Genomic DNA, 12,892 nt, shown 5'->3' with positions numbered 1-12,892 from the left:
ATCATCTTTATCATAGCGTTTTAATATTAACGAAATTAAAGGATCGAATATGAAAATACTTGCATTTGGTGCTAGTTCAAGCAGCCAGTCTATTAATAAAGCGTTGGCGAGTTACACTGCTAACCTTGTTGAAGGCTCGGAAGTAACACTTCTTGATCTTAATGATTTTGAAATGCCCATTTTTAGTGAAAACATAGAAAAAGAATTAGGTGTCCCAGCGCAAGCACAAGCTTTTGTGGACGCTATTGCTCAAACAGATGCTATCGTCGTTTCATTTGCTGAGCATAATGGTTCATATTCTGCGGCTTATAAAAATATTTTTGATTGGGCATCTCGTATTGAGAAGGCGGTTTATCAGAATAAGTCAATGGTTGTGCTATCCACATCACCAGGCCCAGGGGGAGCAAGCAGTGTGCTTACTCAAGCGATAAATAGTATGTCGTATTTTAAAGGTAATGTCGTTGGTAGCTTAAGTGTTCCTAGCTTTTATGATGTTATGAAAGACGGTGAAATCATAAATGAGTCTGTGAAGCAGTCATTAACGGCGCTTGTAGCCAAACTGTAAGGAAATCATTATGCCCTATGTCAATATACGAATTACCGATGAAGGTGTGACTAAGGAACAAAAACAAGCGCTTATTAAAGGCGCGACGGAGTTGTTGGTTGATGTGCTAGGGAAAAATCCAGCGACGACCGTTGTAGTGATTGATGAAGTGAATACCGACAACTGGGGAATTGCAGGCGAGCAAGTCACTGAGTTGAGAAAGAAATAAAAAATGTAAGCGAATTCCTATTAGGAATCCAAATTATAAGTTTTATTCCTTTTACAAATACCTATTCTAACCTCATGCTAGCGCTTTTAAATCGTAAGATAAGGCGTTGGCATGTGGATCTTTATTACTCTGTTCGCTGCAGGTTGTCAGTCAGTTCGAACGGCGTATCAAAATACTCTGGCGCGTGAAACAGGGTTTTTACATGCCACTATGTCGCGTTCTTTGTATGGTTTGCCACTAGTTAGTGTGTATCTTTTTGTCTGCTGGCAAATATTTGACTGGGTGACGGTGAGTCAAAGTGTAACGTTTTTTGTTACTGCCAGCATTTGTGCTGTTGCTCAGATCATGGCAACGTATTTTATGCTGCGAACTTTTCAGTCCGGTAGTTTTGCCATTGGAACCTTGTTAGCGAAAACGGAAGCTGTTTTAGCGGCACTTATTGGTCTACCTTTATTGCACTATACGTTGACAATGGGAGCGTGGCTCGGCATTGCTTTTGGCGTGCTAGGAGCCGTTGTGATGAGTGTGAAATGGAAGAATATCAGACAGGCCCACAAAGATATCTCTCTGTTGTTAGGAGTGGCTAGTGGCTTATGTTTTGCCATCACCTCAGTAACAGCATCGATTGCCAGTCATTCTTTATCTGGTTCCATTATTACGAGCGCGGGTGTCACGCTTTGGTATGTTTTGGCTTTGCAGTCAATTATCTTGTGTGGCATTCAGATTTATAAAAGCAAAGATATTTTAGCGCCGTTCAGGCGTGAGTTTGCCCTAAGTTGCAAAGTCGGTGTGTTAAGTTCATTAGGCTCAATTGGTTGGTTTACGGGGTTTGCTTTGGTTAATCCAGCTTTGGTGAAAACCTTAGGGCAAATTGAAATAATTGGCACCCTATATTATTCGAAAGTACGCTTTGCCGAAAAAATAACAAAGCAACAGTGGATTGGTGGCGCTATGATTGTGATCAGCGTTATTTTAGTGGTGACATCGACGGTTAAGTGAGGGAAGTATGGAATCCAATAAGATCAATTATGTTGAATTGCCCGCGCGAGATTTAGCGTTAAATAAAGACTTTTTTAGTCAAGTGTTTGGTTGGGGCTTTAAAGATTATGGTCCGGAATATTCAGCGTTTGAGAACGCAGGATTGGATGGTGGTTTCTTCCAGGCGAACTTCTGTTCAAGACCACAAAATGGCGCGGCTCTGATTATTTTGTATAGCCACGAACTCGAGGTTGTATTTGAAAAAGTGCAGGCGGCGGGAGGCACAATTGAGCAAGTAATTTTTGATTTCCCCGGCGGTCGTCGTTTTCATTTTTTAGATCCGTGTGGTAATGAATGGGCGGCTTGGAGTGAGCCTAGCGAGTAAAGATAAATGGCCTTTGCACAGCGTCGTGTAAAGACCATTTACAGGCATACTTAGTATGATTGAGGCGTAAATTCACCGCAATAATTGGTATTCCATTTTTCTAAAAGGCCATAGTAGTTTTCGCCCGTGGCAATCAGCCAATGAAGTTTGCAGAAGGCCGCTTCTAAAGTCATATCTCTGCCACTTAATACATTCATTGACGATAAAATAGATCCTGCCGCATAAGCGCCTTGAGAGACGCCACCGTGTAGGCATTGTGTTAAATTTACAATGTTTTTCTTGCGCAACATGGCTTCCGTTAAGAAGGATAAAAAGGCTGGATTTTGATCAGGAACATTGCCTGCACCATATGTGAGAAGAACAATGGCTTTGCAGTTATCGTCTTCTAAAAGGCTTTGATAGACAGCGGTTGGCTGACTCGGATGCAATGTGATAACACCGACAGCGCCTTCTATGAAACTGACCAGCTTGTTCTCAAACCTGTTGTTGGGAGTGTCTTTGTGGCATTGAAGCATGCGGGCTGGGTACAACTGGATGTCGATGGCAAGTTTTCCTAATAAATCATCGTTTGGCGTATGGAAAGCTTCAAATCGGCCGCTGCTGATTTTTTGGATGCGATTGCCGCGCATCAGTTTGCCATCAAAAACAAGGCTGACATCGGCTATTCTGTGTGAAGTCGCTAAGGATAATGCGGCTTGCAAATTAGCAGTGGCGTCACTGCGATTCATGCCGAGTGGGATTTGTGAGCCTGTGAGTATGATATTTTTCGCGCAAGCACCGAGCATGAAAGACAAGGCAGAAGCCGTATACGCCATGGTGTCCGTACCATGCAGAATGACAAAACCATCATAATCTCGCCAATGGGTTGCCAGAATGGCCATCAGTTTTGTCCAATGTTTTGGTGTGATATTGGCACTGTCAATTAATGGCGATATTTCCAGCACTTCAAAAGAGGGAAGGGTATTTAGGCTGATTCCTAATGCCATTTCTATGCGTTCTTGTAAGCCAGAAGCAGGAGTTAAGCCCTGCTCTGTTTGCACCATACCAATAGTTCCGCCCGTGTACAAAACCAGTACTTGTGAGTTCATATCACCACCTTACTTGGAGACAGCATGGATTGTGGGCTGAGCAAAATATTGACCTGTTCTTCCGTGAGTAGGTTTTCCTCTATGATCAGAGCTTTAACGGTAGTGCCAGTATGCAGTGCGGTGTTAGCAATGCGGGAAGCATTGGCGTAACCAATATAGGGAACCAGTGCGGTGATGATGCCGATGCTGTTTTCTACATGGCCTGCGCAGACAGCTTCATTGGCGGTGATGCCACGTATGCATCGAGTTTCCAGCATCTGGCAGGCTTCTTTGAGCATTTTTAACGAATTTAATACGTTGTAAATGATCATGGGTTCCATGGCGTTTAATTGTAGCTGTCCGGCTTCCGCCGCCAAGGTGACCGCAAGATCAGAGGCGATAACTTGATAAGCCGTTTGGTTCATCGCTTCTGGAATCACTGGGTTGACCTTGCCTGGCATAATGGAGGAGCCTGGCTGCATAGGTGGCAGGTTAATTTCACCCAAACCTGTGCGTGGTCCACTTGAAAGTAGGCGTAAGTCGTTGCTCATTTTGCTTAATTTAATCGCAAGGCGTTTTAATATGCCGGAGAAAAACACAAACGCCCCCATGTCGGATGTGGCTTCCACTAGGTTGCTGGCAGGTACCAGTGGCTTGGTCGAAATGGTGGCCAATTTTTCGACCACCAGTTTGGCGTATCCTTCTGGTGTGTTAATGCCCGTCCCGATTGCGGTACCACCAAGGTTGACTTCGCAAAGCAGTGTGCAAGCTTCACGGATGCGGTCAATGTCTTCACCAAGGGTGACGGCAAAGGCGTCGAATTCTTGGCCCAGTGTCATAGGAACGGCGTCTTGAAGTTGTGTACGACCCATTTTGACAATGTGTGCGAATTCACGCGCTTTGGCTTCCAAGGCGTCTTTTAGAGACGCAAGGCTAGGAACAAAGTTGTCGGCAGCAAATTGAATGCCTAAGCAAGCCGCCGTTGGGTAGGCGTCGTTGGTGGATTGTGAGCGGTTGACGTCGTCGTTTGGGTGTAGGTATTGGTATTCGCCTTTCACATGCCCCAATTTCCTAAGGGCAATGTTGGCAATGACTTCGTTGGCGTTCATGTTGGTGGAAGTTCCGGCGCCACCTTGGATGACATCGACAATGAATTGATCGTGATATTGGCCTTGGATCAAATCTTGGCAGGCATAGACAATCGCGTCGGCTTTTTCTAGCGTGAGCAATTTCATTTCTTGGTTGGTTCGAGCGGCGGCCGCTTTTACCATCGCCAAGGCTTTGATTAATTCAGGAAAATGTGAAATGGGAACGCCGGTAATGGAAAAGTTCTGGGCGGCACGCAATGTCTGTATACCGTACAATGCGTCAGCGGGAACGTCCATATTGCCAAGTAAATCGTATTCAGAGCGAGTATTCATGATGTGCTTCCTGACGTGTCATCATGGTGTGATGACGTGCTGTTTGTGTTGTTATTGAGTTTTTCATTTAAAACAAAAAGTGGGGTAAAAAGCAGTTCGTAATAAGGTGCTAAAAGACGCTAGTTGATGCTTTATTAGCATCAACTAGCGTCATTTTTGTGGTATTTTTTCTGTGTTTAATTGCTTACACTGGCGTTAGATTTTCATGAGCGTGTACGAGGCGAGTTATGGGGCAAGATTTTTCGATGAATTTGCGATTGCTGTGCAGTTTTTATAAATCTGTGGCCGAAGTCTGTCGTCGTTTGGGTATGAATAGAGCGCAATTCAATCGCTATCTCAATGGTACGACAGCGCCCACTCATAGCACTCTGCGCCGCATTAGCGAATTTTTCGGCGTTGAGCCTGAGGAAATGGCGCTACCTCATAGTCAGTTTGCTGTGTTGGTGCAATCTCGCCCTGTTCGCCAAAATGCAGACGTAAAAGCCTTGACGCCAGAGCAGCAAGAGTTTGACCGCTTGAACCAATCCGGCAAACATGGGTTGGCAAAATACAGTGGCTATTATTTTGAGTACTACTTATCGATGGCGTGTCCAGGCAAAATTTTAAGAACCTTGGTGCACATCGAATCGCAGGGTGATAAGACCTACTATCGACGTACTGAGCGGCTCAATCTACGTAATCGCAAGAAATCGTTTCATGGGGTGTATAACGGTATCGTGCAACTGCTGTCTGATCGGCTATTTTTGATGGACTATGAGTGTCAGACCCATGTGGAAATGACACAAACGATTCTTTATCCGTCTTTTAGAAATCGAGTTGAACGTTTGACAGGCTTGCGTTTGGGGGTGTCGGGCAGTGGGGAAAGAGCGCCCTGTTGTACGCGAGTGGTTTATGAATATTTAGGTTCCACAATCAACAAAAAGCGAGCTATTGCACAGTGTGGTTTGTACGAGCTAGACAGTGGAGCTATAGATGAAGATATTTGCCAGTCAATCAAAAATGATATGAAAGAAGGTGACTGGCATTTTAGGGCACGGTTCTAAGTGTCTTGTGTTTCGTTATTTTCCGTTGTTTCTGAAGTCGAGTCATTGCTTGCGTTAGCCGCTGCTTCAGCTTCCATTTTGGCGCGTTCTGCTTTGGAAATGTATTTAGGCTTTCCCTTTTTTGGATTAACCTTTAGGTTAGCTTGCTTCATACGCTTTTCGTAGACGTCTTTGATTTTTTTGCGGCGATTCATAAATAATTTTGTTCCTAATTGACTTGTTGATTGCCCAAGAATGGCATTTGAGGAACATGGCATTCAAAGAACAAAAAAAGCCCTGATCAAAGATCAGGGCTTTCATGTTGGTACCAGTAGGCGGACTCGAACCGCCACACCCGAAGGCAACGGATTTTGAATCCGTCGTGTCTACCAATTCCACCATACTGGCCTTGAAAAAGGTGATGCGTATTCTATGGCCTTTTGAAAATAAGTCAATATTAAATAGCCATGTTTTTTAATCTTTTTAAGATGTCGTCCTGTGGAAGTACCTTTTTACTGGGATTTTCGCTAGAATGCCGGGCTGATTTTAATAGGTGGCTTTAACTTATGCTCGTTTCTGACTATCACTTTGATTTACCAGATTCTCTAATTGCCCATTACCCAACGCCAGATCGTACCGCAAGTCGGTTGTTGCATCTTGATGGGCCTTCCGGTGAGGTGGCGCATCGACACTTTCCTGACCTTTTGGATTTGGTGCAGCCAGGGGATTTGATGGTGTTCAATAATACGCGTGTCATTGCGGCACGTGTTTTTGGACAAAAAGCGTCAGGTGGCAAAATAGAGATACTGATTGAACGTGTCATTAATAGTACGGAAGCTTTGGCCCATATTAGAGCCAGTAAATCGCCAAAAGAAGGCGCCAAGCTCTTTCTTGGGCAGGATAAAGGAGAAGAGATCGAAGCCACTATGATCGGGCGATCAGGTGCTTTGTTTCATCTTTCTTTTAATGAATCTGTGTTGGATATATTGTCGCGGGTTGGCCATATGCCTTTACCGCCTTACATCGAGCGTCCTGATGAAGACAGTGATCAAGAACGGTATCAAACGGTTTATAATGAAAAGCCCGGTGCGGTCGCTGCACCCACGGCAGGCCTGCATTTCGATGAGATTTTGTTGGAAAAGCTTAAAGCAAAAGGCGTTGAAATAGCGTTTGTCACCTTACATGTTGGTGCTGGGACTTTTCAGCCGATGAAGGTTGAGAATGTGAAAGACCACATCATGCACGCGGAATATGTGGAAGTTGAGCCCAGTGTGGTTGAGCAAGTGAAAGCCACGAAAGGGCGCGGCGGACGAGTGATTGCGGTTGGTACGACCAGTGTGCGCAGTCTTGAGTCGGCAAGCCAAAGTGGTGAAATAGCGCCGATGCAAGATGATACCAGCATTTTTATTTATCCAGGATATGAGTTTAAAACCGTGGATGCCTTGGTGACGAATTTTCATTTGCCAGAATCCACGCTGATTATGCTGATTAGTGCGTTTGCGGGTTACGATCATGTGATGGCGGCTTACAAGGTGGCCGTAGAGCAAAAGTATCGATTTTTTAGTTATGGTGATGCCATGTTTATTACACGAAATGCGCAGGCTAAAGGCCCGCAAGGTGAGGAATAAGACGTATGTCTGATAAGCGTCCAGAATGTTTTATGGATTTTGAACTTCACACCACGTCAGGAAAAGCACGTCGTGCGACCTTGACGTTTCCCCGTGGGAAGGTTGAAACGCCAGCGTTTATGCCAGTGGGTACTTACGGTACGGTAAAAGGCATGTTGACCAAAGATATCGAGGAAATTGGTGCGGATATTATTTTGGGTAATACTTTTCACCTGTGGTTGCGTCCGGGAACAGACGTGGTGAAAGCCCATGGTGATCTGCATGATTTCACCCAATGGAAAAAGCCGATTTTAACGGACTCAGGCGGTTTTCAAGTATTTTCTCTTGGGGAAATGCGCAAAATTACCGAAGAGGGTGTTAGCTTCCGTTCGCCGATTAATGGCTCGAAAGTGTTTTTAAGTCCTGAAATTTCGATGCAGGTTCAGCGTGATCTTGGCTCTGATATTGTGATGATCTTTGATGAGTGTACGCCGTATCCTGCGACGCCTGAAGTGGCAGCGAAGTCTATGCGCATGAGTTTGCGTTGGGCACAGCGTTCAAAAGATGAGCACGGTGACAGTCCATCTGCCTTGTTTGGTATTATCCAAGGCAGTATGTACGAAAACCTTCGAGATGAGTCCTTAGAGGGTTTAGTGGGCATAGGGTTTGATGGTTATGCCATTGGTGGTTTGTCAGTGGGTGAGCCTAAAGACGAAATGATGAAGGTGTTAGATCACACTACGCCTAAAATGCCGGAAGATAAGCCGCGCTACCTTATGGGGGTTGGTAAGCCTGAGGATCTAGTTGAGGGGGTGCGTCGTGGTATTGATATGTTCGACTGTGTGATGCCAACACGTAACGCCCGTAATGGCCATTTGTTCACATCCGATGGTGTGGTGCGAATTCGTAATGCGCAGTATCGTCATGATGTGGGTCCACTTGATAAAGAATGTGACTGTTACACTTGTAAAAACTTTTCTCGGTCCTATTTACATCATTTGGATAAGTGCCAAGAAATGGTCGGCGCACAATTAAACACGATTCATAACTTACGTTACTACCAAACACTCATGGCGGGATTGCGTCAGGCGCTCGATGAAGGTAGATTTGACGCCTTTGTTGATGAGTTTTATGCAAAGCGTGGCTTAGAAACGCCTGCTTTGAATAAAGAGTAAACAAATATATGCGGATTCCTTGATAAAAAGGCCGCAACAGTTTCATAAACCATTGGAGAGTTAACACCATGATCGCATTGATCTCACCAGCTTACGCTGAAGGCGGCGCACCAGCAGATGCAGGTATTTTTAACCTAGTGCTTCTTGCGGGCTTCGTTGTCATTTTTTACTTCCTTATGTGGCGCCCACAAGCGAAACGTGCAAAAGAGCATAAAAACTTGATTGCATCGCTAGCAAAAGGCACCGAGGTCGTTACTGGCGGTGGTGTTTTAGGTAAAGTGTCTAAAGTTGACGATAACTACGTCATGCTTGAAGTGGCCGAAGGCATTGAAATGAAATTTCAGAAGGCTTCTGTGGCAGCCGTGTTGCCCAAAGGAACATTGAAGTCTATCTAACTTTCTTAGAAAAGCGCCTCGACTGAGGCGTTTTTCTTTTCCTCTAGTCATTAAATTTAGGTGTAAAGGACTTTTCATGCTTAACAAGTACCCCTTGTGGAAGTATTTGCTAATTCTTCTTGTTTTGGCTTTGGGGCTACTGTATGCCTTCCCAAATCTTTATCCAGATGATCCAGCGCTACAACTATCTACCCAAAAAGCCACGTCTGTGGTTGACGAGCGAACAATACAAACAGCGAAAGACGCGCTCGAAAAAGCCAATATTGAATTAAAAGAGGCAGAGGTTACCTCTGTTGGCGGTACCTTACGCTTCAATAGCGGTGAGGACCAGCTGGCTGCTAAACCCATTGTGGCGGCGGCATTAGGTGAAGGTTTCGTGACGGCACTTAATTTGGTGCCAACAACGCCAGATTGGCTGTCTTCGTTGGGTGCAGGACCTGCGAAATTGGGCCTTGATCTGCGCGGTGGTGTGCATTTTTTGCTAGAAGTTGATACGCCTGCTGCGCTTAGACAGCGACTCGAAATCGCGTCCAGCGAAATGAAGGTGTTGCTACGAAATGACAGGATACGTTACCGCAGTGTTGAAGTAGATGGAGAAGTCCTATCGATCCGATTCTTGCAGGAAGCTGATTTGTCGGCAGCAGAGACGATTTTAGAAGATGAATTTGCTGAATATCGTTACACCTCTCGTCAAACTGAGGGTGATTTTTACTTAGATGTTCGTTTTACGGAAGTGGCGAAGCAAGAAATTGAAGTGTATGCGCTTCAGCAGAACTTAACGACATTGCGTAATCGCGTTAATGAGTTGGGCGTCGCTGAGCCTTTAGTGCAGCGTCAGGGTACAAATCGCATTGTTGTAGAATTGCCTGGTGTACAAGACACGGCAGCGGCAAAACGTATTATTGGTGCTACGGCTAACTTGGAGTTCCGCCTTGAGGCAGGGTTAGACGATAGGGGTTCGGATATTGAATCCTTGACCTTCCGCGATGGCAGTGGGCGTACGGCGCGTTTAGAGCGAGATATCATTATTACTGGTGACAGTGTTTCAGATGCCAGTTCTTCGTTTGATGAAAATGGACGTCCACAGGTAAACATCAGTTTAGATGGCAAGGGCGGCAAGCAGATGAGTAAAGTCACTCGTTCTGCTGTTGGCCGTAATATGGCCGTGGTGTTTATCGAACACAAGTCTCGCAGTCGTTTCGTTGAAAAAGACGGTGAGTTGGAAGAGGTTCGTCGTAGCTACAGCGAAAAAAGCATTATTTCATTGGCAACAATCCAAACAACATTGGGTAACTCATTTCGTATTACCGGTTTAGACAGCCCCCGTGAGTCGTCTGAATTGGCGCTATTATTGCGAGCTGGTGCGCTTGCCGCACCTATCTACTTTGTTGAGGAGCGTACGATTGGGCCGAGTTTGGGTGCTGAGAATATTAAGCTAGGGGTGAGTTCTGCGCAGATAGGCTTAATGGTCGTTATGTTGTTTATGCTAGTTTATTACAAGGTGTTTGGTGTTTTTGCCAACATTTCGTTAGCGTTAAACATCATGTTATTGATGGCCTGTATGTCATTGCTATCAGCTACGTTAACTTTGCCCGGTATCGCTGGTATTGTTCTGACAATGGGGATGGCTGTTGACGCGAATGTGTTGATTTTCTCAAGGATAAAAGAGGAGCTGGCAAATGGTGTGCCCAGTCAGCAAGCTATCCATTCAGGATTTAATCGTGCTTTTACGACGATTTTTGATGCCAATATTACCACTTTATTGGTGGCTGTAATCTTATTTGCAGTTGGTACTGGACCAGTCAAAGGGTTTGCTGTGACCTTATCGTTAGGGATTATTACCTCGATGTTTACAGCGCTCATCGTGACTCGTGCGCAGGTAAATCTTGTGTATGGTGGTCGTAAAAACAAGAAACTGTACATTTAGGAGAGCGCCATGAAAGTGACAAATATTCCATTTATGGCAATGCGCAAGCTGGTTGCTGTTTTCTCAATTGTGCTGCTTTTGGTATCAATTGGCTCGTTAGCGGTAAAGGGTTTGCAATTTGGTTTAGATTTTACCGGTGGCACCCTGATTGAAGTGGGTTATCAAGAAGCGCCAGATCTAGAAGATGTTCGGGAGCTGCTTGCTGCTAATGGTTATGGCGATGTGGTGGTGCAGAACTTTGGGTCTTCAACCGACGTTGTGGTTCGTTTGGCAAATGCTTATACACCCACTTTGGGTGATGAGGTTCTGTTAACTCTGCAAGATGGCGCTGACACTCGTGTCACCCTAAAACGCTCTGAGTTTGTGGGCGCTCAGGTAGGCGAAGAGTTGCGTGAACAGGGTGGTCTGGGCATGTTACTCGCCCTGGCTGTGGTAATGATATACGTCGCTGTACGCTTTCAGTTTAAGTTTTCATTAGCGTCTGTAGCGGCTTTGGCCCATGACGTCATCATCACCTTGGGGTTCTTTTCGCTTTTCGAGGTGGAGTTTGATCTGACGGTGTTGGCTGCTTTGCTAGCAGTAGTAGGTTACTCCCTAAATGACACCATTGTTGTGTGCGATAGGATTAGGGAAAACTTTCGCGTCATGCGTGACATCGAACCCTATGATTTGATCAATGAATCGATTAACCAAACGCTAGGTCGAACCTTGATTACGTCGTTAACAACTATTTTTGTGTTATTGGTATTGTTTCTTTTTGGTGGGGAGGCAATTAACAGTTTCTCGCAAGCACTCTTGGTGGGCATAGTGATCGGGACTTACTCGTCAGTGTTTGTCGCAGCTAACTTATTGCTGGCGTTAAATATTACCAGAGAAGATTTAATACCCGCACCGAAAGAAGAACTTGAAGACGAAACACCATAGTGGATTGTTTAAACTTGAATGTTTGAAAAAGACGCGTAAAGATAATAAAAGCCCGCTTTGTGCGGGTTTTTTATTGTCGTTTTGAATTTATTATACTGTATGGGTGTTTATTGCTTAAATTGAGTAAGTGGTTTAAATCTTAGGTGGGTTAGTATGCGTTGTTTAGAACTCGGTTTGTGTGCGTTATTTGTCAGTGTCGAAGCTAGCGCTTTAGATCTAGGTGCTATGGACAAAACGGCGGAAGGGTTTTCTAATATCAAAACGATCCATGTCGCCCATAAGGGGGAATTAGTGTGGGCAAAGGCGTATAACAAAGCCGATATTAATGAGCTAGCTAATATCAAGTCTGCGTCAAAATCACTGATGTCCGCACTTGTAGGTATAGCCATTGATCGCGGTATTCTGGAGGGCGTTGATCAGCCAGTTGTAGCGTTATTGGCTGATCGCTTACCCAGTAACCCAGATTCGCGCTTAAGTGACGTAACGATTGGTCACTTACTTTCTATGCAAGCGGGATTGGAGCGAACATCTGGCCGAAACTATGGGCGATGGGTGACGAGCGATGACTGGGTGAAGTCAGCACTTTCAAGGCCCTTTGTCGAAGCGGTGGGCGGTGCTATGCAGTATTCAACGGGTAATACGCATTTGCTATCTGCCATTATTATGCGACAGAGTGGTCAGCACACTTATCGATTAGCCAATCAGTGGCTTGAAGGGTCTGGTGTGTGGGTGCAAAGTTGGGAGACAAGTCCGCAAGGTATTCCAATGGGAGGCAATCAAGTCGGTATGACGCCAGCTTCTTTGTTGGCTTTTGGTGAGCTGTATCGTCGAGGTGGTATTACTAAGACAGGTCAGCGCCTCATTTCTGAAGACTGGATAAAAGAAAGTTGGACGCCAAGAACGCAGTCTCGTTTTCATCGGGGGGAGTATGGATACGGATGGTTTATTCAGTCGTTTTCGGGGGTGCAGGGTTACTATGGATGGGGGTACGGTGGGCAAATGGTTTATGTATTGCCGTCACTAGAATTAACCATCGCCATCACGTCAGAAGAAAACTTGCCATCGGGACGAACAGGGTATCGGGATTTGCTTCATGACATGGTGAGTCGTGATATTGTGTCTGTACTTAAGGCGGAGGATTAGAATTATTATTGATCGTGATCTATCTTACTTTTCTGGTTTAGGTCGTGTATCACTAGATGTGTAGCTTAAGTGCCC

Annotated in this window: 14 protein-coding genes and 1 tRNA gene; 11 read left to right on the top strand and 4 right to left on the bottom strand. The window is 45.1% G+C overall.

Annotated elements, in window-relative coordinates; genetic code table 11:
- Window positions 1–49 precede the first annotated feature (49 nt).
- The 4 genes from EBI00_RS03345 to EBI00_RS03330 all read left to right on the top strand — a co-directional run bounded on the left by EBI00_RS03345 (window position 50) and on the right by EBI00_RS03330 (window position 2,136).
- Window positions 50–565 carry an NADPH-dependent FMN reductase gene (locus tag EBI00_RS03345; RefSeq protein ID WP_123094525.1) on the top strand — a complete coding sequence of 172 codons (516 nt, stop codon included), beginning with the start codon at window positions 50–52 and terminating at the stop codon, window positions 563–565.
- A 10-nt stretch (window positions 566–575) separates the two neighbouring features.
- On the top strand, window positions 576–773 hold the full coding sequence (locus EBI00_RS03340) for a 2-hydroxymuconate tautomerase family protein (RefSeq protein ID WP_123094524.1): 198 nt from the start codon (window positions 576–578) through the stop codon (window positions 771–773).
- A gap of 111 nt (window positions 774–884) precedes the next feature.
- Complete coding sequence (locus tag EBI00_RS03335; protein ID WP_123094523.1) at window positions 885–1,772, top strand: DMT family transporter; 888 nt, start codon at window positions 885–887, stop codon at window positions 1,770–1,772.
- 7 nt (window positions 1,773–1,779) lie between these two features.
- The gene (locus tag EBI00_RS03330; RefSeq protein WP_123094522.1) at window positions 1,780–2,136 is read left to right on the top strand and encodes a VOC family protein; all 357 of its coding nucleotides are present in this window, start codon (window positions 1,780–1,782) and stop codon (window positions 2,134–2,136) included.
- A gap of 50 nt (window positions 2,137–2,186) precedes the next feature.
- Here EBI00_RS03330 and EBI00_RS03325 read toward each other — a convergent pair whose 3' ends face one another.
- Both EBI00_RS03325 and EBI00_RS03320 read right to left on the bottom strand, forming a co-directional pair.
- Window positions 2,187–3,224 (bottom strand): asparaginase, encoded by a 1,038-nt coding sequence (locus EBI00_RS03325; protein ID WP_123094521.1) that lies wholly within the window; start codon window positions 3,222–3,224, stop codon window positions 2,187–2,189.
- A complete protein-coding gene (locus tag EBI00_RS03320) occupies window positions 3,221–4,624 on the bottom strand; it encodes an aspartate ammonia-lyase (protein ID WP_123094520.1) in 1,404 nt (467 codons plus the stop codon). The genes EBI00_RS03325 and EBI00_RS03320 overlap by 4 nt, the downstream gene beginning before the upstream one ends.
- 227 nt (window positions 4,625–4,851) lie before the next feature.
- Here EBI00_RS03320 and EBI00_RS03315 point away from each other — a divergent pair, with 227 nt between their 5' ends.
- Window positions 4,852–5,667 carry a helix-turn-helix transcriptional regulator gene (locus tag EBI00_RS03315; RefSeq protein ID WP_123094519.1) on the top strand — a complete coding sequence of 272 codons (816 nt, stop codon included), beginning with the start codon at window positions 4,852–4,854 and terminating at the stop codon, window positions 5,665–5,667.
- Here the strand turns inward: EBI00_RS03315 and EBI00_RS03310 are convergent.
- Both EBI00_RS03310 and EBI00_RS03305 read right to left on the bottom strand, forming a co-directional pair.
- Window positions 5,664–5,861: a DUF2986 domain-containing protein gene (locus EBI00_RS03310; protein ID WP_123094518.1), complete on the bottom strand. Its 198-nt coding sequence runs from the start codon at window positions 5,859–5,861 to the stop codon at window positions 5,664–5,666. The genes EBI00_RS03315 and EBI00_RS03310 overlap by 4 nt on opposite strands.
- Window positions 5,862–5,969: 108 nt before the next feature.
- Window positions 5,970–6,054: transfer RNA gene (locus EBI00_RS03305), tRNA-Leu, on the bottom strand.
- A gap of 158 nt (window positions 6,055–6,212) precedes the next feature.
- On the opposite strand from EBI00_RS03305, the gene queA reads away from it, so the two are divergent.
- The 6 genes from queA (at window position 6,213) to EBI00_RS03275 (ending at window position 12,817) form a co-directional block, all read left to right on the top strand.
- Window positions 6,213–7,274: a tRNA preQ1(34) S-adenosylmethionine ribosyltransferase-isomerase QueA gene (gene queA / locus EBI00_RS03300; protein ID WP_123094517.1), complete on the top strand. Its 1,062-nt coding sequence runs from the start codon at window positions 6,213–6,215 to the stop codon at window positions 7,272–7,274.
- A gap of 32 nt (window positions 7,275–7,306) precedes the next feature.
- Window positions 7,307–8,428, top strand: a complete 1,122-nt coding sequence (tgt, locus tag EBI00_RS03295) for a tRNA guanosine(34) transglycosylase Tgt (RefSeq protein ID WP_194037701.1) — start codon at window positions 7,307–7,309, stop codon at window positions 8,426–8,428.
- A gap of 68 nt (window positions 8,429–8,496) precedes the next feature.
- Window positions 8,497–8,823, top strand: coding sequence for a preprotein translocase subunit YajC (gene yajC / locus EBI00_RS03290; RefSeq protein WP_123094515.1), 327 nt, complete (start codon window positions 8,497–8,499; stop codon window positions 8,821–8,823).
- Window positions 8,824–8,899: 76 nt separating this feature from the next.
- Window positions 8,900–10,750 (top strand): protein translocase subunit SecD, encoded by a 1,851-nt coding sequence (gene secD / locus EBI00_RS03285; protein WP_123094514.1) that lies wholly within the window; start codon window positions 8,900–8,902, stop codon window positions 10,748–10,750.
- Between the two features lie 9 nt (window positions 10,751–10,759).
- Window positions 10,760–11,674: a protein translocase subunit SecF gene (gene secF / locus EBI00_RS03280; RefSeq protein ID WP_123094513.1), complete on the top strand. Its 915-nt coding sequence runs from the start codon at window positions 10,760–10,762 to the stop codon at window positions 11,672–11,674.
- A 153-nt stretch (window positions 11,675–11,827) separates the two neighbouring features.
- Window positions 11,828–12,817 (top strand): serine hydrolase domain-containing protein, encoded by a 990-nt coding sequence (locus EBI00_RS03275; RefSeq protein WP_123094512.1) that lies wholly within the window; start codon window positions 11,828–11,830, stop codon window positions 12,815–12,817.
- Window positions 12,818–12,892 lie beyond the last annotated feature (75 nt).

It is taken from the genome of Marinomonas hwangdonensis (assembly GCF_003721245.1).
GTDB lineage: Bacteria > Pseudomonadota > Gammaproteobacteria > Pseudomonadales > Marinomonadaceae > Marinomonas > Marinomonas hwangdonensis.
Note: the sequence above shows the minus strand (reverse complement) of the source record. Positions and strands in the feature narration are given on the sequence as shown.